This is a genomic window from Thalassotalea piscium, assembly GCF_030295935.1.
GTDB lineage: Bacteria > Pseudomonadota > Gammaproteobacteria > Enterobacterales > Alteromonadaceae > Thalassotalea_B > Thalassotalea_B piscium.
Map to the genome: position 1 here is coordinate 937,415 of NZ_AP027362.1, position 24,901 is coordinate 962,315.

Genomic DNA, 24,901 nt, shown 5'->3' on the forward strand with positions numbered 1-24,901 from the left:
TTAAGTCTATATAACTAGGTAAGGTGGCAAGTTTTAATGGTTTCGGTAAGAAAATCACATCAAATGTCAGAAACGAGTTTTGAGCATTGGTTAACTGCATTAGAGTTAAATAGTGTTAAGCACCAATCACTGGAAAAACTATGGGCAAAAGTAAAAGATAAGTTTGATGGTAATATTGAATGTGAAAATAAATCATTTGAAATGGTGGAGATTCTTGCCAGCCTTAATTTAGATAGCGACTCTTTATGTGCTGCTTTTTTATCTTCTTTGTATGAGTATCAATTAATAGACCTTACTTATATCGAAGAAAATTTTTCAAAAAATGTGCTAGTGCTGGTACAAAGTGTCAGTCAAATGGATGCTATTCGCGCGTTACAGCAAAATCAAACCAACCGTGTTGCTGCTAATCAAATAGACAATATTCGAAAAATGCTATTGGCTATGGTTGAAGATGTTCGCGCTGTTGTAATTAAGCTAGCAGAACGCCTTTGTTATTTGCGTATTGTTAAAAATTACGATGAAGAAACGCGAGTTATAGCAGCGAAAGAAACTGAAAACATCTACGCGCCACTTGCTAACCGTTTAGGTATCGGGCAGTTAAAGTGGGAACTTGAAGATATTGCCTTTCGATATTTACATCCAGAAGTTTATAAAAAAATAGCCAAGCAATTAGCAGAAAAACGCTTAGACAGAGAGCAGTATATGGTGGATTTTGTTGATAACTTATCAGCAAAATTATCAGAAGTTGGTATTGACGGAGAAGTGTATGGCAGACCCAAGCATATCTTCAGTATCTGGAAGAAAATGAAACAAAAATCACTCGACTTTGAACAATTGTTTGATGTTAGAGCCGTACGGATTGTCGTGTCTAAATTGCAAGATTGTTATGGCGCTTTGGGTATTGTTCATACTAATTGGAAACACCTAGCTGATGAGTTTGATGATTACGTAGCAACTCCTAAGTCTAATGGTTATCAGTCAATACATACTGTTGTTTTAGGCCCTGAGGGTAAGTCGATAGAAGTCCAAATACGTACTCAACAAATGCACGACGATGCCGAGCTTGGTGTGGCTGCTCATTGGCGTTACAAAGAGGGCTCTGCGAGTGGTAAAACAACGGGCTTTGATGAAAAAGTAAGTTGGTTACGAAAAATATTACAGTGGCAAGATGATGTTAGCGAAAGTGGTGAACTGCTTGATGAGCTACGTAGCCAAGTATTTGAAGACCGTATTTATGTCTTTACCCCAAATGGTGATGTTATTGACTTACCTGTTGGATCCACACCATTAGATTTTGCTTACTATATTCATTCTAACGTGGGGCATTGCTGCGTAGGTGCAAAAGTATCTGGACGCATAGTGCCTTTTACCCATCGTTTAAAAACGGGTGATCAAGTTGAGGTGCTAACTAATAAAAAAACAAACCCCAGTCGAGACTGGTTGAACCCAAATTTAAAATACTTGCATACCGCAAGAGCAAGGGCGAAGGTACAGCATTACTTTAGGTTACAAGACCGTGATAAACATATTGCCCTTGGCAAAGAACAATTAGAGCAAGAGTTAGACAAACATCAAATTGTTAATGCAGCGCTTAAATTAGCGGCAGAAAAGTTTAATATGAATACGGTTGAAGATTTATATGCGGCGATAGGCTCCGGAAATGCCCGGTTACAGCAAGTGATTAATTTTTTGTTATTGCAGCATGAAAAGTCTCAACCACATAAAGAGATTGATCCTCAAAGCTTAATTACCCAGGTTAATCAGCCTAACAAACTAAAAGGCGATAACAATGGTATTACGGTGTCAGGTGTAGGTAACTTGTTAACCCACATGGCGCAATGCTGCCAGCCGGTATCTGGGGATGAAATATTAGGCTTTATTACGCAAGGCCGAGGTATTTCAGTGCACAGGAAAGACTGTGAACAGTTAGCTAATTCATTGTTACAACAGCCCGAACGAGAAGTTGAGGTACAGTGGGGAGAGCAAAGCCGTGGTATGTATAAAGCGACAATATTAATAACCGCCTATGACCGTCAAGGACTGCTAAGAGATATCTCTACAATAATTGCAAATGAAAGGTTATTAATTGTAGGCTTGGAAAGCCATTCAGACAAACACCAAGCCACAACGAATATACTTATTTATGTTGAAATAACCGATAACGATAGTTTAAATCGCTTATTGAATAAGTTATTACAGCTTGATGATGTAGTTGATGCCGTAAGAAAATAAACCTTTAAATAATAAAAGTAAATTAATGATAAATGATAAACCCTCAATAGAAAAACTCCGTTGGATCATGGCTAAGTTACGTGACCCAGAAACAGGCTGTCCATGGGATTTAAAACAAACTTTTACTAGCATTGTGCCTCATACCATTGAGGAAGCTTATGAGGTTGCTGATGCCGTAATTGATGCTGTTGAGCAACAAGATTTTAGCGAGTTAGAGAAAGAGTTAGGTGATTTGTTATTTCAGGTAATTTTTTATAGCCAACTTGGTCAAGAGCAAAAAAGCTTTGACTTTGATAGTGTAGTTGCCGCTATTTGCGAGAAACTTATTCGCCGCCACCCTCATGTTTTTGGTGATAAACAACTTTCTACTGATGCCGAGATTAAAGCTAACTGGGAAAATGAAAAAGCGAAAGAAAGACAAAGTAAAAATATACATGAAAAAATTAGTATATTAGCTGATATTCCTAGAAATTTACCCGCGCTTTCCCAAGCGGCTAAAATTCAAAAACGTTGTGCTCATGTAGGTTTTGATTGGAATAATATTGACGATGTTTTTGCCAAAGTGCTTGAAGAAGTAGAAGAGGTTAAACAAGAGCTACATCATTCCCCTGAATTACTAGCAGAAGAAATAGGCGACTTATTGTTTGCTGTTGTTAACTTATGTCGTCATGCAAAGCAAGATCCTGAGAGTATTTTGCGACAAGCGAATAAAAAATTTACCAACCGATTCCATCATGTTGAACAACAGGTTCAATTAAGTAATAGATGTTTTGAACAGCATGACTTAGCTGAATTAGAGCAATATTGGCTACAGGCTAAAAACAGGCAAAAAAAAATAAATTAACTCGTCCTTGATATATTTTATTAAAACGCCATATTTATACTAGGTCGTGTTGCTTTTTACTGAAGTTTTTTTTACAGCGACTTACAAAGTTTGTACTTGAAATATCAACAGACCTTAATCTTACTAACTAACCTTAGCTCGGGTTAAGAGATAAGTTAATGCCCTGAAATTGCTAGACTTGTGGTTGTAGCCACTCACTAGCTTGATAGTTTTTCTTAATTCAAGGCAAATTCATTAAGAATAGATAATTCTATTGTTTATGAATTTAACACAGAAGTGGGGAAAAATAGCTGCTAGAGAGCTATTTATTATCCCGAGTTGAGGTTAACTATTATTGACTGGTAATTTAGTGGCAAAATATTTCTTAGTTCCTCTTTTATTAATGTTTACTTGCTCTATCGTTGGGCAAGGAGAGGCTAATTTAATTGAGAAAAATAAAGCTGAACAAGTGGCTTTATTTAACTTTGACTTATTTGCTAATGTTAGCTCCGGCCAAATTGATACTGACCCGCTCGATTCAATTGTAGCGGGTAGTAAGCCTTGTACACAATTAATCGCTACAGCTTGCTTCTATTCTTTTGTTCAACCATACATATCTTTGCTAACCCGCCATTTTATTAATACCCGAGCACCTCCAACACTACCTCTATTTAATTAATACATTTTCTTTATAAAAATTAATAGATTAATCTCATAAAAGAGGTAGTTATGAAAAATTTACACCTATTTGACCTAGAAAAGGTCGATAATATTATTGCGCCAAAATATTTTGAACCAACAACATTATACTCTCCAGCAACCACAATATTTACAGACTTCAAGCTAAACTCCCCTTTAAAAGTAAAGGCGAATACATTAGCGGTAGATGTTTTAGACTTGATGATGAAGTCTCATGTGCAAATGAAAATAGTTGTGTCTGATAGCGATGAATTTTTAGGAATTGTTAGCACTAAAGAGCTATCCGAGCAGCGCCTTATAAGTGAAGTAGCTAAAGGTACGCCAAGAAATGAAATATTGGTAGAAGAGTTAATGTTACCGCGTAACTGTTTATCTGTATTTGATTACCAGGAATTAGAACGATCAAAAGTGTGCGATGTTATTTTTGCATTAGAGCAAAATAGGCTCAACCATTGTTTAGTGGTTGATAGAGAACATCATCAGATTCGTGGTGTTATCTCATCAAGTGATATTGCGAGAAAGCTCCATTTACCTTTAAAGCTTAATTATCAGAACTCATTTAACAGGGTATTTGAAGAAGCATACGGCTAATGTAGCTAACCGTTAACAATGTTAAACGAAACCTTTGCTATGTTATAGCTGTTAAGGTTTCGTTTATTAAGGTTGCGCAATAGTATTACATTAACGTTGCTAGTGTAACCTCTTCAAAGCTTAAAACATTACCGCCAAACTCATTAGCAAACTCTTGCGCATCACTTTGCATTGAAAAGCTAGCTAATGTAGCTCCCATAGCACCTGTTTTAGACGAACCTGCGACAAACCATGCCTTTCTTGCATCAATAAAGTATTCATCGTTCGGTGCATTCCAAGGCGACTTACTCATGTCATGCACTAAAATGGTGGTCACATTTCGTTTGTTTTCGGGCTCTAAGTAAAAGCTGAACATGTCGCGTGTTGAGCAAAATTTATGAACTTTCTTACCTTCAGCTTCGGTAATTCCTTTTTTAAATAGTTCACCTTTAGGTCCTGGAAATTCCATGATCATCATGCCGCATAAATGGCATTCATCTGCAGCTTCAATGGCAGCTGCCTGATGAATAGTTTGTTCGTTTGCATTTCGCTCTGAACAGCTGATAAGCGTTAAAGCGCATAAAAATAGGATTAAACTTTTTCGTAGTGTGTTTTTCATTAGAGTTTCTTCTTTTTAAAAATGATACTTGCAGCTGTTAGTGGTAGTACAACCCAAGCTAATAATATGGCAAAAAGTTGCCCTTGAGATAAGCTTGATTTTATAGCGATAGCTAGCGCGCCATTAATGTCGCTGCTATCTAGCCCTGATAAGTTAACTAATCTAAAAATATCAGCAGGATTTAACATCATTAATTGGGTCAGACCTTGTTGTGAAATACCTTGTTCCACACCAACTAATAAAGCAAGTAGCGCAAGGTCAAAAGCTAATGCAAATAAAAACCACGTGATTAATGCAAATCCAGCTGCTTTAGACTTTTCGCTGACCAGTAAACTGATTAAATATGCGATGGCAGTAAAGCTTAGTCCAAGTAATACCGCACTGGTAATAAAGGTTGAAAAAACACTGAAAACGGCGGTGTCATCTAATTGCCAGTAAAGCACAATTGCCGACGAGCCAAACCCTAATATTGTTGCTAGGGCTATTATACTGCCTTGCCCCAAAAATTTACCAAGTAACAGCTGCGTAGTATTTAACGGATAGGTTAATAATAAGAGTAATGTGCCACTTTCTTGCTCGCCAACAAAACTGTCGTAGCTAAGTAACAGCGCTATTAACGGTATTAAAAATACCGCTAAGCTTGCTAAACTAGCAATAGTTGTTGATAACGAAGCAATACCAAGCGCTCCTGAAGCTGCACCACCAAAGTAGGTTAAACCAATGGAGAGCATGGCAAAAATCAGCGTAATAGAGACTAGCCAGCGATTACGTAATCCATCATGAAACTCTTTGTTGGCAACAGTTAGTATTTGTTTCATGCTGTTGCTCCTTTTATATTTGATGTCTGTTCAATTAGGTGGTTGGGCTGCTGTAAAAAGTATTGGTAGACTTGCTCTAAATTTGCAGGTTCCACATTAATATCTTCCAGTGATGGTATAGTAAGCAAATGTCGTAAAACTTCCATTTTATCAAGTTCAGGTACTCGTAATATATTTGCATATATTTGATCAAGGTAGGGAGTTAAGAGTGGATCTTTCTTTAGTGTATCAGTGATACCTTTGACTGTAATTTTAACTGGTAAATGAGCTGATTGACGTAACTCTACCAAACTACCGGTAGCTAACATTTCCCCTGAAGATAAAATCATCGCTCTGTCGATATGTTGCTCTACACCAGGTAACACATGCGAACATAAAATTACGCTTGTACCTTGGCTTTTTAGCTGATCTACCGTTTGATAAAAGTCAGCAGTAGCTATTGGATCAAGCCCTACCGTTGGTTCGTCAAGTAATAGTAATTTAGGTTGACCAATAAAAGCCTGAGCAAGACCTAAGCGTTGGCGCATTCCCTTTGAATACGTTTTTACTTGTCGCTTCATTGCATGGGCAACACCTACTTGCTCTAGTAATGCAATGGCGTGTTTTTTGTTAAAACCTTTAAGCTTGGCAAAGTAAGTTAGCACCTCTAAACCTGTTAACTGTTCATAAAAACTCACATTTTCAGGTAGGTAACCAATTTGGTTACGCATGTGCCATGAGGCTTTTGAGTCTGGCGCAACGCCTAATACTTCAATATTACCTTGTGTTGGAGATATAACCCCGAGAATTAACTTCATCATGGTGGTTTTACCCGCACCATTATGGCCAAATAACCCAAGGACCTCGCCTTGATTTAATTCAAGGTTAATCGCTTGTAACGCACAAAGAGAACGATATTCTTTGCCGACATTTGATAACTTGATTAACAATTCTTTCGACATTACTTTTTACCTTTTTCTGTCACGTTATCACTACTTTGTTCGTGAAGAGTATTTATCGATGTTACTAAGCGTTCAGTATTTTGGTGGGGCGACTTCATTAACGGGAAACTGTCTTTTACACCAGGTGGTTTTAGCACAGGAAACTGACGCTGAACCCAGCGCAAAATAAGTACGGCGGGGCTGTCCATTAACATTTTCATTTCTGGATACTGCCACACTAGTTTATCAATGCCATCATTTGGCTCGAATACTACATCACCAATACCATCATTATCCATATCCCAACCAACGTAATTACTCCAGTAGTTGCCTTTACTATTATGGCTCCATTCTTGTTTTTTATTGGAAACATATTTTACTTGTGTAGGATTATTAAGAAAACTATTACCATACACCTGAGTATTTTCAGATCCTGCGGTAAGGTGAATACCTATTTCTGTGGTATCAACTACGTTATTACTAATTGTGTTATATGCAGAGTTATAAACAAATAGCCCTTTACCGTCACGGCCAAGCACTTTGTTATTTGATTTGGTCCAGACGTCTTTAATAACGTTATTTGATATAGTTGACGTGGTAATAAAGTTTAATAAAAAACCGTAATCTTCGCTATTGTGAGTGGTATTGCCTTTAACAATTAGCCTTTTCGAGCTCATTAGTGCATAACCTGCTCTTGTGTTGTAAGCATGGTTATTAATTACCTGGTTATCATGAGAGTACATATAATGTATACCGTAGCGTAAATCATGCATGGTATTGTTTTCTAGTGAATTCTCTTGACTAGAAATAATGTAAATACCATCGCGGGTATTAAATATTTCGTTATCTTTAACTTCAACATTCTTAACAACTGATAATTGAATGCCGTTTCCTCTGTCAGCCGATCTAAGCGCGGTATTCCCTTCAACAGTATTTGCTAATACCTTAATGTCTTGACCTTTTTGTAACCAAATACCAAAACCATCACCTTTTAGTTTATTATTACGAAGAATGATGTGGTTTGCTTGACGGTCGGAATATATCCCAGAGTCTTGATCAGTTAAATTGTCTCCCCAGTTAACAATAGTAAGATTTTCAACGGTGATATGAGAGTTTCTAAGTAATAAAGCATGCCCTTTGCCTTGGGCATCTATAATGGCATTTTCGCTGCTCGTAATTGTGAGCTCTTTTGTAATAACGAAATTACCTAAATAGCGACCAGCTGATAAATTTATAGTATCGCCATTTTCCGCATCATTGAGTAGTTGTTGTAAATTTTGGGCAGGTGTCGCTTGCCATATTTTTGCAGCGCTACTCTGTACGTATAAGCTTATAACAACAATAGAGATTAAGGGAATTAAGCGTATTTTTTTTAAAAAAAACAAAGGAAAATCTTCATTAAAGTTAAAGTGAACGTAGCATAACATTTTTTATCAATATACTATTGATCTTGATTAAGAAAAGTAGACTTCAAACAAGGATTATTTATGACCATAATGCAAAAGGTTTATTGGTTAATTTTAACCTTAGGTAACATTATTACGTTTTATTTTTTTTCACAAAGTGAGAGTGTTTTCGCTGGCGTATTAGTGTGTCTAACCCTAGCGTATTCCTTAATAGGTTTTTATGATCTGTATTTTAGCCATCATAGTTTAAATAGGCTCTATCCTGTTGTTGCTTATATACGCTATTTTCTTGAATCGTTTCGTGTAGAGATTCAACAATATTTTATTGCTAATGATACGGAGGAACGGCCCTTTAACCGTGAAGAAAGAAGTTTGGTCTACCAACGTTCCAAAAATGCTCGCGATACCATTGCTTTTGGTACGCAACAAGACTTGTATAAAGATAATTACTTGAGCTTATGGCATTCAATTGCTCCAAGTCATGTGCTTGATTCAGCTAAAAGAATTGTCATTGGTGGTAGTGAATGTAAACAGCCTTATTCAGCTTCTTACTTAAATATTTCTGCCATGAGTTTTGGTTCATTAAGTGCAAATGCAATCGAGGCGTTAAATTTAGGCGCAAAAAAAACAGGTTGTTACCATAATACGGGCGAAGGTGGAGTGAGTCCCTATCATTTAAAGCATGGAGGCGACCTTGTTTGGCAAATAGGCTCTGGGCTTTTTGGTTGTAGAGATGATGATGGCAACTTTCACGAGGAACGCTTTATTAAAAGAGCGACGCTAGCGCAAGTTAAAATGATAGAAATTAAAGTATCCCAAGGCGCTAAACCTGGCCATGGTGGTGTGTTGCCTAAGGCTAAAATTACCGAAGAAATAGCCAGAATTCGTCACGTTTCGCGTGATAGAGATTGCGTGTCGCCGGCAATTAACCCTGAATGTACAACCCCAATCAAGCTATTACAGTTTGTTAAACGCTTAAGAGAGTTAAGTGGTGGCAAACCGGTAGGCTTTAAATTATGTATTGGCAACCCTGCCGAATTTTTAGGCGTGTGTAAAGCGATGCTAGCCACTAAAATAGTGCCCGACTTTATTACCATAGATGGCGCTGAAGGAGGTACTGGTGCTGCACCTGTTGAGTTTAGTAATCGACTGGGTATGACGTGTTTAGAAGCAGTTTATTTTGTCAATAATGCGTTAGTAGGTGTTGGCTTGAGAGATAAAATAACGATAATTGCTTCAGGTAAAACAGCGTCAAGTTTTGACTTGTTAACCAAAATTGCAGTTGGTGCAGATATAGTAAATGCTGCTCGAACTATGATGATGGCACTTGGCTGCATTCAAACAAAGCATTGCAATACGAATCGTTGTCCAACCGGGATTGCCACGCAAGATCCTGCCAGATCTAAAGCTATTGATGTATTAGCGAAAAGTGATCGCGTAAAAAACTTTCATACGAATACGTTAGCTAACTTTTATGAATTAGTCGCTAGCCTAGGCTTGGATGACCCTGCAAAGCTAACACCAAATATGGTAAAGCGCCGTTCGCCAAATGCATTACAAACATCAATTGGTAGTTTGGTAGCACCATTACCTGCAAACGCGCTTCTTAATGAAAATATTGATCACCTTAGTCGAAGTTGGCAATTATGGTGGCATGGCGGCAGTGCAGAGCAGTTTTATGTACCCGATACGGAAATATTAGTTTCAGCTGAGTTTTATCGCTAAACGAATCGAGTTGCCCTAGAGGTGAATGAGTGATAAAAAAAGCACAACCTAGGCCCTAGGTTGTGCGTTGTTTTATGTACTTTACAAAGATCTATTATGCTTCAACAAGCATACGACCACGCATTTCCATATGTAAAGCGTGACAGAACCAGTTACAGTAATACCAGTGAACACCAGGTTGATTTGCTTTAAAGGTAATTGACGCCGTTGCTTGTGGGCCAATTTCCATCTGTACACCATGGTTAGTCATACAGAAACCATGGGTTACGTCTTCAACTTGGTCTAAGTTTGTGACAATAACGGTAACTTCATCACCAAGTTTAACGTTAAATTCAGTCATACCAAAAGTAGGTGCAATTGAAGTCATGTAAACACGAACTTTTTTACCATCACGAATTATTTTGTTTTGAGTGTATACATCAACACCATCTCTTTTTGCCTGAGCAATAGTTTCAGCAAAGAATGGGTCGTTACGAGGCCAAAGTTTTAGTGGCTTCAATTTGCTACGGTGAACAATAATACAGTCATGCGGTTCAGCAAAAGCAGGGCCGTCGTGAACAAGCTTCATTTCGTCACCAGAAATATCAATTAATTGATCATTTTCAGGGCGTAATGGGCCAACAGGTAAGTATCTATCTTTAGAAAATTTACATAATGAAACTAACCACTTACCATCAGTATCGCGTGTTTCACCTTGCGATGTATGGTTATGACCTGGCTGGTAATGTACATCGAGTTTTTGACGAAGGTAATTAACTTTCTTACCGTTGTGCGCATCAATCGCATCTTGAACATTCCACTTAGCAATTTGGCTATCTAAGAATAATGTAGTGTATGCATTACCTCTGTTGTCAAATGCTGTATGAAGTGGACCTAAGCCTAACTCTGGCTCAGCTACAATAGTGTCGCGTGGCTTGATTTTATCAGCAAAAAGATCATCTAATTTTTCAATAGAAATAACTGATACAGTTGGTGATAATTTACCATTAGCTACAAAGTATTTTCCGTCTGGTGATGTATTCATACCATGTGGAGATTTAGGCACAGGTATATAGCGTGTTAAATCAGAGCCTTTACGGCCATCTAATACAGGTACGTTATTGCCATTGTATGTTTTGAATTTACCTGCTTTAACTGCGGCTTCACAACGAGCAAGGTTAAACACAACAACATGGTCACGTTCAGAAGAGATCATGTCACCCAAGTTCATACCCATTTCAGAGTTGTAACATGTTGAGGCAAAGTACTTTCCATCAAAGTCTGCATCGGTATTATCTAAGTTACCATCAACCATTACTTGGAAAGCCATTTCCATTGTTTCAGCATTTATAACGTTATAAAGTGAACGATAAGTGCTTACATCGTGCAGCGATGCCTTACCGTCATTATTCATTGGAATTTCAAATTCACCATTACAAATTACATATTTAGTGTACGGAGCTTTTTGAACACGTAATCCATGAATTGCATGAGCGTTAGGAACGGTAAGAATTTTGTCACATTTCATAATGTCACAACGAATACGTGCTACGCGTGTATTCGCTTTGTCGTTTATAAATACATATTTACCATCATAACGACCGTCTTGCATACTCATGTGAGGGTGATGAGAGTCTCCATTTAAGTAGTGATCGCCTTCGCCTCTTATACGTTTACTTTCGTCGGTTAAACCCCAACCCGTAGCACTGTCGGTGTTAAATACAGGTATACGCATTAATTCACGCATTGAAGGAACGCCAATAATGCGAACTTCACCTGATTGACCGCCACTCCAAAAACCATAATATTCGTCTAGGTCACCAGGGTGAACTACAGGGCTGTTAGCTGCTTCTGCGGCATTGGCTTTTGCCATAGTAGCGAACATGGTCGCAGTCATAGGAGCGGCAACTGCGCCAGCACCTATTAATGCCGTTTTACCAAAAAACTTACGTCTTTCTTCATTCTCTAATGTAACGTTATTAGAGCTTTCGGTTTCTTTACTCATCACTCTTCTCCATTTCTTTTTTTAACTAGTCAATTAAGTTTTGTTTGTGTTTGTGTATTATTTTTATGGTTGTTTAACCTACATCTACTACTTCTATTTGATTCTCTTTAAACTGATTCTTTTTGCGAGCAAGCTTTTTCAATGGTGGACACTTTTCTTCATTAAAATAGGTTACTTGGCAGTCTAAGCAGTAGTGACATTCACGCATATTAATTACCCCATCAGGATTAATTGCTTGAATTTCACATTCCTTAGCGCATGTTTTACATGGTTGTCCACATTCAGGGCGGCGTCTTAACCAGCTAAATAAGCGAATGCTATTACTGGTTGATAGTGCAGCACCTAGCGGACATAGGTAACGACAGAAAAACTTGCGGTTAAATATATTGATGACTAAAAGCCCCACTGCATAAATAATAAATGGCCATTCTCGATCGAACTTTAATAAGAATGTTGTTTTAAATGGTTCTATTTCTGCAAACTGTTCAGCAGTTGCTAAAGACTCCATTGATAAGCCAAATAACGCGAGTAAAATTAAGTACTTTATAGCCCATAGTCTTTCATGCACAGCCCAAGGAAGTTCAAATTGTGGAATTTTAATATAGCGTGCAAAAACGTTGATTAATTCTTGAAGTGCGCCAAATGGGCATAACCAACCACAGTAAACAGCACGACCCCATAAAATCATAGTAACGGCGGCAGCACCCCATAAAATAAATATTACAGGGTCTAGTAAGAATAAGTCCCATGAAAAATCAGACATAAAGGCTTGTAAAAAAGTAAAGACATTGACTATTGAAAGTTGTCCACCCCAAGACCAACCAATAAATACGACAGTAACAATTAAAAAGAGATGTCTGAAGTTATGCATGAATGTGGGGTGGCGTACAATTATATCTTGTAAGAATAAAACAACTAACAAGATTGCAAGTAATATAAATAAAATAGTAACTTCTAGGCTTTTGTCTTCCCATACTTGTTGCGTAAGGGTTAACTCTGGCTCAGGTGCAATATATGGTGGGCGATAAACATATTTATCTAATGTATCGTAGCTGCCTTTAAAGCTAGTAAATGTACTGTCGATAGCACCAATTTGACGACGTACTAGAAGTTCTAGCTGCCATGTAGTTCCAGGATTAAATTCATGGTGTGAGCGAACAATAAATAGTGCCATCTCTTTAAATACTGGCGCGCCATCAATAAGAATATCATTCACTCGCGTATGATCTAAATCTCTAAAAGCAATAGCGGTTTCGTTTTGCAAGACTTGAATCCGATCAAATATTCCCCCTCGAACATAGCCTGAGCCTTTAAAGGAATAACCATTGCCTAGTATTATTACCGCATGTTCATTCGGCTGTAATGTATCTTTTAGCCATTGATATTCACTATCACCGAGTAAATTTCTGCCAATATTAGGAATGTCTACTTGAGCAAAGTAAATATCTGCGAACATATCGTTTTTTTGTTCAGTTGTTGCTTCTTCAATATGCTCTGCTTCAGTGCCAACAAATGCTTCATCTACTGTTTTTCGGTCCAGATATAAACGGCGAATTGAACCGTCTCCTACCAAGGTTTGCCATGTTGACGGTTCGTATACTTCAGGTAATACCGTGGCGATAGGTTGTTTAATTGTTTCACTTTTACTAATAATACCTAATGAGCGGGCAACCTTTGTGGCGGCTTTAGTAATAGCAACATTCATAACCATTACCGTAACAGTAGCGCCAGATAAACCATCAATATGAGTAATACCGTCTCGCTTATTACCGCCAACTTTTAGTCTGTCACTCACTTTTAGGCTTTCATCGTACTGGTCAGTAAAGTTGTGCAGTTTTGATTCTGGAATGCCTGCTAAAATAATAGGTTCATGGTGCTCTAATACTTTTGCGCCTAAGTAAACACCTTTGGGGCTGATAGCCACTAACATATTAACTGGTTCGCCTGAATAGGCTGGGATTCTAGCGATATCATTGGTTTCAAATGCGTAACCAATAATTTCGTCATTCTCATATATTGTCCAAATAAGTGGGTCACCTTCCTTTTCACTGACAAGAGTTGCTTGTGGAAATATTTCATGAATTAAAGGAAGAGGCTCTTTGGGGGGGCTAACAAAAAGCGCATGTGCGGGGAACATAACAGATAAAAGTAAAACTGTTAGCGAGATAACAGAGTAAAGTTTATTTTTCAGTAGGTTCAGCATTAAACTCGACTACCTTACTTAAGTTGTTGTCATTCAAATAAATGATCAACTGCGACAATATGTCGCATATATTACATCTTCGTCAGGTTGAGCTTATGATCTCGATCAATAAAGCGATAAAAGTAGATAACTAGAGGGAAAGGTAGGGAGTTTATTAAGTCTTAACAGAGAATATACAGCACTAGATATGTATCTAGTGCTGTTAACAAAGTGGTATTAACGTTACTCTTGATCAGGTAACTCAGCATTGTGATAGACATTTTGCACATCATCACAATCTTCTAGCATGGCCATAAACTTCTCAAAGTTAGCAATATCGTCTTCACTGGTAATTTCAGTGTAAGTTTGTGGTACCCATGTAATTTCTTCTACTTCTAATTCATATTCAGGCATGGTGTCGGCAAAAGTGGTTTTAATTTTATAAAACTCGGTATGTGGCGCCTGAACCGTAATTATGCCATCTTCAAGTTCAACATCTGTAACATCAATGTCTGCCATCATTAAGTTTTCTAGCACAGCTTCATCATCATCGCCTTTAAATGCAAAAACGGCTTGGTGATCAAACATATGAGAAACTGTGCCTGATGAACCTATTTTAGCGTTAGTTTTAGTAAAGCATAAACGTACATCTTTAATTGTTCTATTACCGTTATCGGTTAAGCAGTCGATAATTACCATGCAATTACCAGGTCCAAAACCCTCATAACGTGCTTCTGAATAATCTTCACCACCACCACCTTTAGCTTTATCTATGGCTTTATCAATAACATGCGCGGGTACTTGATCTTTTTTTGCTTTTTCAATCAAACGACGCAGCGATATATTGCTATCAGGGTCTAGACCACCATTTTTAGCACAGACATATATTTCTTTTCCATACTTAGAATAAACTTTTGTTTTTTGACCAGCGGTTTTGGCCATAGATAGTTTTCGATTTTGGTAAGCTCTGCCCATTGTAAAAATTTCTCGCATATATAAATTTATCTATCACCGATTTTAACAGTGTCTCTGTCTACATTTCTAGTGATCAGCGCATTTATATTATTGATGCTAGTAAAGTAGTGAGAAAAAAAGCTAAAACCTAGAATTTAATTGATCATAAAATAATCCTATTACTATTAAGATTGAGCTAGTTGCAGTTACTTTTCGTGCAATTAATGATGTTTATATATATAGTGAAATTAGGACGTGTTGGTATTTATAGTGTACTTTTTTACATCAGGTTTTTTGATATTTGTATTAGTGTGCTCTTTAGATAGGTTTAATTCGTAAATATTGTATCTCAAGATCAAAACGCCCTAAATAATAGGTTATTTTTTATGTTTAGCTTTATCCACGCATTTGTTGCTTGTTTATGTTTTTGTGTTATCTCATTTCCATTAACTGCTAAGAATTTTGTTGTTGGGGTTCAAGACGTACCTTACTACCCGTTATATGACTTTCCACACCCAAGCCACTCAAAAGAGTTACTTGACGCTTTTGCAAAATCTAAAGGTTATACCTTTACCTATTTAGCGTTACCAATAAAACGCACTGATTATTGGTATCAAGAAAATGAGATTGATTTTAAGTACCCCGATAGCAAGCGGTGGTCAAATGGACGAAATGTCTTCTATAAACTTAAATTTAGTGATGCAGTGGTTGAGTTGCTAGCAGGTGCAATAGTGCGTTCGGATAACGTTGGAAAACATCGCTCAGACGTTAAAACGCTGGGCACAATATTAGGGTTTCATGCCACAATGTGGTTAGACTTAATGGCTAGCGGTAATACTAAGTTAGTGCAAAGCTCCTCACCACTTAATATTGTTAAGCAAGTGTTATATGGCCACGTGGATGCAACTAATATTGAACCAAGCGTCGCTAATTATTATTTAACATTAATTGGAAAAGAGGGAGATCTAGTTCTTGATAAAACATTGCCTTTTGAAAAGTACACATACCACTTGTCTACTATCAAGCACGAAGAGGTATTAACTGAGTTTAATCAATTTCTGCGTGAAAATGAAAAACTCTTGCTAGATTTACAAGAAAAATATGATATCACCGATACTCGCAAGTTCTAATCAGAACGAGTTATAAGCCTATGCTGTTATACCGAGTATTCTTTGCTGTTATTATTACTTTATTTCAAGATAAAATCTTAAAATTTAATCCACATTATATTAAATCTTCGCTATAATTCGCGCCACAAAAAAGTGGTGTTAAAATCTAAGTTGATATTCCATGGTTGATTACCTTTTAATTGCGGTTGCAGTTCTCGCATTATTATCGATTGTTTTTGAAGAAATTACACATATCAACAAAGCAAAAACAACCTTGTTTTTTGGTTGCATTGCTTGGATGATATTATTTATTTCGCGTGATGTTAGCCAACATGCTTTTATTAATCATCAACTTGAAGAAAATCTACTCGAAATTGCTGTTTTATGGCTGTTTTTAATGTCAACAATGACATTTGTCGCATACTTAAATGCCAAAGGTATCATCCAATTGTTTGTACAGCGACTATTCCCAGAAAACTCCTCTGTAGTAGTTATTATGTTTTTAATTGCGCTGTTCTCTTTATTATTGTCTGCTATTTGCGATAACGTCACTGCCACATTGGTATCGTTAACTTTGCTACAAACCTTTAGTATCTCAAAAAAAGCTAAATTACGCATGGCTGTGTTGGTTGTTTTTTCGGTTAACTCTGGTGGTGTGGCTTTGATCACCGGTGATGTAACAACATTAATGATATACCTAGATGGGCACGTTAAAATATCTCAATTATTTTTATTGTTAGTGCCTGCCACTGTAAGTGTATTATTTCTCGCGACTATTTTTTCAATTGGTTTGAAAGGAACAGTGACTACTAAACCAACGATACGAAACTATGAAACGATAGATATATTTGTTGCATTGATATTTTTCACTACAATTTTATCAACTATGTTACTCAATGTTGCTTTTGGGATCCCGCCTGTTTTAACGTTTTTAACAGGCTTGTCTGTTATGTTTCTAGTTGGAACATTTTATCGTAGCGATAAACAAGAAAGTAAAATGTTGGAGTATATTCGTCAAATAGAGTATGAAACATTATTGTTTTTCTTAGGTATTTTATTATTAGTAGGGATGTTAAAAGAAATTGGTATATTACGTTTGGTGACTGAGATTTATACACAATTTAATCCTACTTATTCTAATTACTTTGCTGGTATAGGTTCAGCATTACTCGATAACGTACCATTAACAGCGGCGTTACTGAAAGCTGAGCCGATATTAACAGCAACACAATGGCTTGGTTTAACTTATGCTGTTGGTGTAGGCGGCTCACTCTTAGTTATAGGCTCTGCGGCTGGGATTATCGCGATGAGTAAAATGAAAGAAATGACCTTTTTAAGTTACTCTCGCTACATACCAGCACTTCTAGCGGCTTATACTTTGGGATATGGTATTACCATATATTTAGCAAGCTATATGCTGTAAATTGCCAAGTAGTTTTATAAGTCAATTATCCTCTAAAGCTTTGTTTGCTTTTTAATAGGTTAAGAAATAACTCAAAACTTACGGGGTGACTAAATAAATATCCTTGAACTGAATTACAGGCATTTTGCTTAAGAAAACTTAGTTGCTCTTCTGTTTCAACGCCTTCAGCAACTACACCTAAGTGCAGGTTGTGCGCCATAGCGATAACAGCTCTTACAATTGCTTTATCATTATCATCTGTCACTATGTCTTTAATAAATGATTTATCTACTTTAATGAAGTCTAATGGGAGTTTTTTTAGGTAGGCTAGTGAACTATAGCCAGTACCAAAGTCGTCAACAGACACACTCATACCAATAGCTCTTACTTTACTTAATAATCGCTCGGCAATTCTATAGTCATTAACAAGCACTCCCTCTGTTACTTCTAACTCAAGTAAGGAAGGGTCTATTTGGTGTTTTTTAATACATCGATGTAAATAAGAAAATAACCCCTCTTCAAGTACTTGTGTCGGTGATAGGTTCATTGATATTTTAATATTAAACCCATGGTAGGACAGTTTTATTAACAGTTCACATACAGCATTTATCACCCAATGACCAATAGTAGTAATAAGCCCGCTTTTTTCTGCTACAGGTATAAAATCATCAGGGAGTATTAAGCCTTTTATTGGGTGGTTCCAGCGAATTAGTGCTTCAGCTTTTAATATAGAGTCTCGCTCTAAGTCAATTATTGGTTGAAGGTATAGTTCGAATTCATTATTTTTAAGTGCTGTTCGCAAGTCTTGCTCAATTCTTATAACCTCTTGAGAAGCGTCTTTAATTGCTTGAGAATAAAACTGTAAAGAGCTTTTCTGTCTGGTTTTACCACTATAAGCGCTAAGATCTACAAACCTCATTAATTCTTCAACACTATCAGCATCAGTTGGAAAACCGGCTGCGCCGATACTGATTGTAACGGTGAAGCTTTTCGAATTATTGGTATAAAAAGGGGCATTAATATTATCAATAATACGCTTAATTACCTTTTTACAGCTTTCTTGATTATCTATATTACTTAAGATTATTCCAAACTCATCGCCACCTACTCGTGCGATATAATCAGACTTCTTTAAATTGGTTTTTATGCGCTTACTTAGATCAATTAATAACTTATCGCCGTCTTCATGGCCAAAGTATTCGTTATGAGTTCTAAAGTCATTGATATCAAGATAAAGTAAATAAAAAGGCTTTTTATTTGCTGCTTTTTGTTCGAGTGTTTGCCAAAAGCCAAAACGATTCGGTAGCTTTGTTAGCATATCGTGCAATGCAAGCTCTTCGTTTTTTTGCACTAATGACTTAGAAATGCTGATATCGTTTGCAAAGAATATCCAGTTCTTTATTTCATTTAATTCGTTAGTGACAGGGTAAACAGCTATTTTTAACCACTTCAAAGTTGAAGGTGGCAAAATCCAACAGAGCTCACCATCCCAACTACTCTTAGTTGACATTATTCGATCAAATTCAGGTAATTGATTTCGCATTAATGAGAGAATAATATCAATAGATTTTTTGACTTGATTAATGGGTAAATTATGTTGGCCAAATAATGACTTTGTTGCTGAGTTTTCGATAATTGTGACGAACTTTTTATTAGTAATAACAACAGCAAATCCAGCATTTTCAATAGCCTTAGTTAACGCTACCAGAATGTTACTTTGTTCATTCGGTTTTTTTAAAATAGATAAAATACGGTCGTGTAAATATTGATTTTGCTCAACAAGCAGGTCATTCGACAGCAGCATTTCACGAGCAGATTGTAAGGTGCTTTGGCGAAATTTAAATTCATCAGACTGGTTAATAACTAATAATAAATTATGTTCGTCTTGTTTAATGGCAATGGCTTCAAGATTGAGCTCGTTTTGATTAGCAGTGACCTCAGTCCAAAATCCAGAACGTTTAGAGCCATTTTTTTCAGCACTCCAAATGAATTTAGCATCAAATAAAAAATCTTGTAAAAATGGAATATTGTCATTAATAATAAATGGGGTGTTTAACTCCAATTGAGGGAATAATTCTTTTGCCCAGCTAGCATCACCAGCTACCAGTTTAACCGTGTCAGTTTTTTCGTCTACTAGCTCAAACACTATTTGTTCTAACGCGCCAAGTATGCTGTTAAGTAATAGCTTCATTTTACTTACCTTTGAGTGTGAGCTTAGCAATGGCTTTAAACATTTCTTCTACTTTTTCGCCCGTTTTTGCGCTCGTGGAGAACTGGTGATCAAATACATCTTTATATTGTTCAAGCTCTGTTTCTTGCCAGTGCCATTGCTTGGGTAAATCACTTTTATTAATCGCTAAAATAGCCGGAGCAGAGGTTACTTGTCGTGCAAGTGTATGTATGTCAATACCTTCAAGTAGAGATGATCTTCTCGTGTGATCAACTACAATAATATAGCCGGCGGCACCTCTTAAATAACGCTCCTGAAAAACATTGTATTGATCATTTCCTTCTATATCCCACAGCATAAGCTGTACTGATTGATCATCTAAATCAACAAGTTTCTTATCAACTTTAACACCAATAGTTGTTAGGTATTTTTCATTAAAAATACCTTCGATATATTGTTTGACTAAGCTGGTTTTGCCAACACTAGAGGCACCTAGTAAACAAATTTTCTTTTGAATCAATGGGCTTCTCCCTATAAACACGCAAGTAGTTATTTTTATTTATATACCTGAATGTAGACTTCCTTGATTAAAATATATTACTTTTTGTACATATGTAAGAGCACTTTAGTTCTACTTGTTTACATATATCACATTAAACATGACTTTTCTTGAAGTATTATTGACCTTTTCAATATCTAATTGGCCTAAACCCGTAGTGAATATTTTTTCATCAGCTATACCAAGCTGTTTAAGGGTATTGGCGGTGTTTTCCGCTCTTTTAAGGCTAATGTTTTTGTTAGTTTTTGTTGAACCAGAGTTATCGCTACTGCCCATAATAATAAGCCCAACATTAAGGTTTAGTTCTTCAGCTAGCTTATTTAATAAAGTAAATTGTTGATATAGTTGATTTAAAGTTTGCTGCATTGTGGCAGTTATTTCTTCACTTGATACATCAAAACTGAGTTGAATGGTTGATATTTTACCAATTAAATCTTGAAAAACTTGCTGCTTAATTTGTACAGGGCTACTCGCTTCTTGATTATTGGTGACTTTTAATCCTGATAAGTTAAGATTTTTTTGATTGATTATTCCAACTTTAGCTAATTGATCAAGGAGTGTATCAAGGGATGTAGAATCAATTTCACCAGTGACTATTAATATGTCATCTTTCCATTGGCTACTTATTTTTTTAAATTGAGCGGTAATTTTTTTCGCTTTTACTTCTATTAGCTTTTGATCTAACGATAGGTAAAGCCGCTCGTTAAGTGTTAATTGAGTAAAAGTGAGCTTCTTCGAGTCTAACCACTCTTGAACAGTAATCGCATCTGGGTCACGTAAGATATTTATTTCTACATTATCATTATTAATAACGTTAATATGCTGAATAATAACCCCTGGCTGTTGGCCTAGTTCATTTAGCTGTGTTTTTAATTGCTCTAACGAATGCCATAGATTAATGCGTGAAGCTATTAGGGCCAGAAACAATGTAACTGCAAGCCAAGCAAACCAGGGGACTTTTTTCTTCTTAGTCTCAGTGCTTTTTTCTTCTGCGAGTAAACAGTCTCTTAATAAGTTATCAGCATTATCAAAGCTACTATTATCACCATCAAACTCGGAAAGTTCATTTGCATAAATAGTATGTAAGCTTTCGATGGTTATTTGTAATTGATGGCTTAAGCTTTGAGGTGGGTTGCCAGTAACAGCGGCTACAAGTATTGCATTGGGGCCAGGCTTTAGAAGTAGAGTAAAGCTTTCAGTAGTAACTGTTTGTAATTGCTCTTTCATTCCTTCGGGACTTTGTGAAAACGAGTCACCAATAAAGTCATTAATAGCACTTAACATTGAAGAGATAACATCGGCGTTGCTATTATCATGATTATCGAAACTAACAGAGTTTAATAACAAGCCTGTTTCATGATGGATTAAAAACACATGCTCAACTCGGTATACAAAAGTTTGTGATGCAATGTATTGGCTAAAGCTAATACCAGCCCTCCAGGCAGAAAACCGCCATTTTAGCCCCTTAATAGTTAAACTATTCTCAAGCAGTTGATTTGTTTTCTCCATAAAGTCTGTTAAAAATGCCGCAACAGACTTTCTTACTAAACTACCCATTAAAGGGTATAACGAGCTAATAAGGCGATCACTATGATGGGTAACAGAGTCTTCAACAGCATTTTGTACTAAGGGTAAGAGTACTTTATTAACAGAGCCGTCTTTTGTTTCGCGATCGTGTAATGCTTCAGTTAATACATCACTGACAACTGCTCGTGCATTCTTTTTTATAGCACGAGTTACCAGCTGATGATCTTCTCCAAGTATCAGGGTTCTAAGTTGTTCGAGCTCTTGTTGAGGTTCAACTTGCTCAGTTGAAGTCGACTTTGGCATTATAACTGGTCAGCTTCCAAATTAGTTGCCATGGTTGCAAGTAGTTTAGCCAGTGTTTTTCTGTCTGTTTTCGACGAGCTTAGCTCGTTAGATACCTCGTCTAGATGTGCTTTTAGTTGCTCAAGTTGCTCATGAAAGTTGGCACTAAGGGCTGCACTTTCACTATCGAGTGATTGATTTAATTCAGTAAAGTCTTTTTGAGTCGCGGTAGCGAAAATTTCATGCTCAGACGTTAAATGCTTTAGATCTTTTTTCAGCATTTCTTCATTATCATCGTGACTTTTATCGATAAAGCTTAATCGCTTATCTAACTCATTAAGCTGATTGTCTATAACTTGTTGAGCACGAATAATATGGTCTGAAAACTTTGTGTCTAAAGCGTTTAGTGATGCATCAACCTTATTAGATAGTGCAGTAATGTTCTCATAAATGCTTTGTTCAGCAGCACCAAAAACAATTGACCTTAACTGGCTAAGCTCATCTGTAGAGTCGATAGCTTGATGTTGTTCGGTTTTATCTGTATTTTTTTTATTGGCCATTATATCTTCCGTTCAAGCAAGTGTTCTTACTAAGTTTAGTCTAGTTGAGTTTTTAATATATGCTTAATTTTTACACTATTAATGTTTTAAAACCAATGATTTGTCAATAAAAGCTTGGCTTAAATATTAGCCATAAGTATTCACTATACCCTCAGTTTATTGTTAATTACGTGATCTGTATTATTTCAATAGTGTCAGTAATTTTTACAGGTTATGTATTTTATAGAGACACTTCGTATTAAATTTATAGCTATATATATGAAAATATATACCTTTATTATTATGGTATTTTTTTTGCTTAAGACTTATCAATTATTATTTACAACCAAAATTTTTGTAGATGCAAATACGAAAGGTAAGGACATAAAATGAAATCAAATATGATAAAAACAAGTGTTGCCGGCTTAATACTAGGCGTTAGCAGCTTGGTTAATGTTGCAAATGCAGGCTTAATTGACTTAACTAACTGGACCGCTACGAGTGGCGGTACTTGGACTGTTGATAGCAGTGGTACTAGCGTGCTTCAAACACAAAACGGACAACCAACCTATTTTTTAAGTGATACCGACTACATTAATACAAAGTTTGACGGGACTTTTGGTGTTGAAACAGCAGGTGATGATGACTTTATAGGTTTTGTTTTTGGTTATAACAACAGCGATGATTTTTTATTATTTGATTGGAAGCAATCTGATCAAAACTTTAGTGGAATGGCATACTCAGGCTTTACGCTTTCTCATATTACTGGCTCCAATGTTAACTTTTGGGATCATTCTGGTAGCGACTTAACAGTGCTAGCCTCTGACTATGCGGGCAATAACGGCTGGGCTGATAACACTGTTTATAACTTTACTTTAGATTTCACAACTACCAGTATTAAAATTGATATAGATAATGTGACTATCTTTGATGTTAACGGTAGCTTTAATACAGGCAAGTTTGGTTTTTATAATTATTCTCAATCATATGTTCGTTATACTGGCTTTGAAGAAACGGTAAGCCCAAGTATTCCTTCTACTTCAGTTCCTGAGCCTAGCACTCTAGCAATTTTCGCATTAGGAGTTATTGGTTTAGCATCTCGAAGACTTAAAAAATAAACTTGTATTTTTATAATTGTTTACAACAAATAAGCACCTTCGGGTGCTTTTTTGATCGGTTAACAAAGAGAAGGCGAGTGTTAAGTCTTAAAGAAAGGTTAGCCTTCAAATATATAAAGTATCCCTCATTAGTTAAGTATCAATAACATTAACACTCAAGCGGATTTCCTGATTACAAAAATTAACTTTAGTTTTAATTCCATTTTATTGCTTCTGCATTACAATTTTTAAGATTATTGCTAAAGCCCTAAAGTAAGTTCCATAATAATCCCTCTCATAATTTAAGGTATAGACTTTGCATTGAATTTATTATGTCAATTTTCTGGTGATGCTTTTCAATGATTAATAATATTAATGCTTATAGTAACCTGCTAAGTGCAAACCCTTCTGCATCATCTACTTCAGCTGAGGTTGAAGATATTATTGCTAGCCATAAGCAAAAAGAAGCAACTGCGCCATTGAATCAGGAAACAAGTACAAATTTATATTTGAGCACCAGAGCGCAAAAAATAAACTCGATCAGTCAAGAGTTCTTTTCTAAAGGTGATTTAAACTTTGAAGATATTGACTCACTAAAAATAAGGGCTTATCAGTTAGGGCTTATTAGTAAACAAGAGTACGCACACTTAACTAAAACGGAGCTTTCTGATCAAGAGTTATCTGCAAGCAAGGAATTACCAAACAAAAACTTAGTTAATTTTATTGGTGACTTTTTAAAACGGTTAGATGAAACCAATGCAGGGAAACTTGATACGCCTGAAGACGACAATAATGTAGTTGAAGAGAGTGAAACTCTCGTGTTACTTAAAGAGAGTTTGTTAAAAGCTCAAGTAATTTTAGCTGATGTTGAAAAAGCAAAAACGAACCCTGATTTTAAGGAGTCTTTAGCTAGTACCCTAGCATTTTTAAATGAAACAATTAGTGCTAATGTTTTTGAAAAAATGCCTCTTGATGACAAAGTAGGGTTTAGCAAAGTTTATCAGGCGCTTGAAATTGTGGATAAAATATCACCTCAACGATTAAATAATGACAAACTAAACCGCTATATACAAATAGGACTTGATTAGCATATCTTAGTATTACCCTTATATATGAATCAATAATGCTTAACTTATTTTAATTGTTGCCAATTTGTTAATTTACTTTTATATTATACTCCGCATACTAATTCGAACATTGGTGCAACATTATAATTGCTCAAGCTTAAGCATGTGTTTAATAGGTTTTCAATAATGCCTGTAAGCACTATTAATAACTTAATTA

At 36.2% G+C, this 24,901-nt stretch carries 20 protein-coding genes; 9 read left to right on the forward strand and 11 right to left on the reverse strand.

Translation table 11 applies throughout. The annotated features are described in order from the left end of the window. Positions 1-36 precede the first annotated feature (36 nt). The 4 genes from relA to QUD79_RS03955 all read left to right on the forward strand — a co-directional run bounded on the left by relA (position 37) and on the right by QUD79_RS03955 (position 4,345). On the forward strand, positions 37-2,232 hold the full coding sequence (relA, locus tag QUD79_RS03940) for a GTP diphosphokinase (protein ID WP_184423506.1): 2,196 nt from the start codon (positions 37-39) through the stop codon (positions 2,230-2,232). Between the two features lie 25 nt (positions 2,233-2,257). After that, positions 2,258-3,076 carry a nucleoside triphosphate pyrophosphohydrolase gene (gene mazG, locus QUD79_RS03945; RefSeq protein WP_184423505.1) on the forward strand — a complete coding sequence of 273 codons (819 nt, stop codon included), beginning with the start codon at positions 2,258-2,260 and terminating at the stop codon, positions 3,074-3,076. Positions 3,077-3,410: 334 nt separating this feature from the next. Further along, complete coding sequence (locus QUD79_RS03950) at positions 3,411-3,734, forward strand: hypothetical protein (protein WP_184423504.1); 324 nt, start codon at positions 3,411-3,413, stop codon at positions 3,732-3,734. A gap of 50 nt (positions 3,735-3,784) precedes the next feature. Then, positions 3,785-4,345: a CBS domain-containing protein gene (locus QUD79_RS03955; RefSeq protein WP_184423503.1), complete on the forward strand. Its 561-nt coding sequence runs from the start codon at positions 3,785-3,787 to the stop codon at positions 4,343-4,345. Between the two features lie 85 nt (positions 4,346-4,430). Here the strand turns inward: QUD79_RS03955 and QUD79_RS03960 are convergent, their stop codons facing one another. Genes QUD79_RS03960 through QUD79_RS03975 form a run of 4 tightly spaced genes read right to left on the reverse strand, consistent with a single transcriptional unit; the run spans position 4,431 to position 8,066 of the window. Beyond that, complete coding sequence (locus QUD79_RS03960) at positions 4,431-4,943, reverse strand: nitrous oxide reductase accessory protein NosL (protein WP_184423502.1); 513 nt, start codon at positions 4,941-4,943, stop codon at positions 4,431-4,433. Further along, positions 4,943-5,761 carry an ABC transporter permease gene (locus QUD79_RS03965; RefSeq protein WP_184423501.1) on the reverse strand — a complete coding sequence of 273 codons (819 nt, stop codon included), beginning with the start codon at positions 5,759-5,761 and terminating at the stop codon, positions 4,943-4,945. Before QUD79_RS03965 ends, QUD79_RS03960 begins: the two co-directional genes overlap by 1 nt. Further along, positions 5,758-6,702, reverse strand: coding sequence for an ABC transporter ATP-binding protein (locus QUD79_RS03970; protein ID WP_184423500.1), 945 nt, complete (start codon positions 6,700-6,702; stop codon positions 5,758-5,760). The genes QUD79_RS03965 and QUD79_RS03970 overlap by 4 nt, the downstream gene beginning before the upstream one ends. Continuing rightward, on the reverse strand, positions 6,702-8,066 hold the full coding sequence (locus QUD79_RS03975) for a nitrous oxide reductase family maturation protein NosD (RefSeq protein ID WP_246454904.1): 1,365 nt from the start codon (positions 8,064-8,066) through the stop codon (positions 6,702-6,704). Before QUD79_RS03975 ends, QUD79_RS03970 begins: the two co-directional genes overlap by 1 nt. 102 nt (positions 8,067-8,168) lie before the next feature. Here QUD79_RS03975 and QUD79_RS03980 point away from each other — a divergent pair, with 102 nt between their 5' ends. Further along, the gene (locus QUD79_RS03980) at positions 8,169-9,812 is read left to right on the forward strand and encodes an FMN-binding glutamate synthase family protein (protein WP_184423498.1); all 1,644 of its coding nucleotides are present in this window, start codon (positions 8,169-8,171) and stop codon (positions 9,810-9,812) included. Positions 9,813-9,906: 94 nt separating this feature from the next. On the opposite strand, the gene nosZ is transcribed toward QUD79_RS03980, so the two are convergent. The 3 genes from nosZ to QUD79_RS03995 form a co-directional block, all read right to left on the reverse strand. Further along, on the reverse strand, positions 9,907-11,796 hold the full coding sequence (gene nosZ / locus QUD79_RS03985) for a TAT-dependent nitrous-oxide reductase (RefSeq protein ID WP_184423497.1): 1,890 nt from the start codon (positions 11,794-11,796) through the stop codon (positions 9,907-9,909). 73 nt (positions 11,797-11,869) lie between these two features. After that, the gene (nosR, locus tag QUD79_RS03990; protein WP_184423496.1) at positions 11,870-13,999 is read right to left on the reverse strand and encodes a transcriptional regulator NosR; all 2,130 of its coding nucleotides are present in this window, start codon (positions 13,997-13,999) and stop codon (positions 11,870-11,872) included. Positions 14,000-14,221: 222 nt separating this feature from the next. Continuing rightward, a complete protein-coding gene (locus QUD79_RS03995; protein ID WP_184423601.1) occupies positions 14,222-14,953 on the reverse strand; it encodes a YebC/PmpR family DNA-binding transcriptional regulator in 732 nt (243 codons plus the stop codon). Positions 14,954-15,318: 365 nt separating this feature from the next. Between QUD79_RS03995 and QUD79_RS04000 the strand changes: the two genes are divergently transcribed. Next, positions 15,319-16,062 (forward strand): hypothetical protein, encoded by a 744-nt coding sequence (locus QUD79_RS04000; RefSeq protein WP_184423495.1) that lies wholly within the window; start codon positions 15,319-15,321, stop codon positions 16,060-16,062. A gap of 160 nt (positions 16,063-16,222) precedes the next feature. Then, entirely contained in the window at positions 16,223-17,464 is a 1,242-nt protein-coding gene (gene nhaD / locus QUD79_RS04005; RefSeq protein WP_184423494.1) for a sodium:proton antiporter NhaD, read from the forward strand. A 25-nt stretch (positions 17,465-17,489) separates the two neighbouring features. On the opposite strand, the gene QUD79_RS04010 is transcribed toward nhaD, so the two are convergent. From QUD79_RS04010 to QUD79_RS04025, 4 genes are all read right to left on the reverse strand, one after another. After that, positions 17,490-19,634 carry a sensor domain-containing protein gene (locus QUD79_RS04010; RefSeq protein WP_184423493.1) on the reverse strand — a complete coding sequence of 715 codons (2,145 nt, stop codon included), beginning with the start codon at positions 19,632-19,634 and terminating at the stop codon, positions 17,490-17,492. 1 nt (position 19,635) lies between these two features. After that, a complete protein-coding gene (locus tag QUD79_RS04015; protein WP_184423492.1) occupies positions 19,636-20,133 on the reverse strand; it encodes a Rab family GTPase in 498 nt (165 codons plus the stop codon). Positions 20,134-20,244: 111 nt separating this feature from the next. Then, on the reverse strand, positions 20,245-22,002 hold the full coding sequence (locus QUD79_RS04020; RefSeq protein ID WP_184423491.1) for an OmpA family protein: 1,758 nt from the start codon (positions 22,000-22,002) through the stop codon (positions 20,245-20,247). After that, positions 22,002-22,541, reverse strand: a complete 540-nt coding sequence (locus QUD79_RS04025) for a hypothetical protein (RefSeq protein ID WP_184423490.1) — start codon at positions 22,539-22,541, stop codon at positions 22,002-22,004. Before QUD79_RS04025 ends, QUD79_RS04020 begins: the two co-directional genes overlap by 1 nt. A gap of 368 nt (positions 22,542-22,909) precedes the next feature. On the opposite strand from QUD79_RS04025, the gene QUD79_RS04030 reads away from it, so the two are divergent. Both QUD79_RS04030 and QUD79_RS04035 read left to right on the forward strand, forming a co-directional pair. After that, positions 22,910-23,638: a PEP-CTERM sorting domain-containing protein gene (locus tag QUD79_RS04030; RefSeq protein ID WP_184423489.1), complete on the forward strand. Its 729-nt coding sequence runs from the start codon at positions 22,910-22,912 to the stop codon at positions 23,636-23,638. A gap of 338 nt (positions 23,639-23,976) precedes the next feature. After that, the gene (locus tag QUD79_RS04035) at positions 23,977-24,705 is read left to right on the forward strand and encodes a hypothetical protein (protein WP_184423488.1); all 729 of its coding nucleotides are present in this window, start codon (positions 23,977-23,979) and stop codon (positions 24,703-24,705) included. Positions 24,706-24,901: the final 196 nt, after the last annotated feature.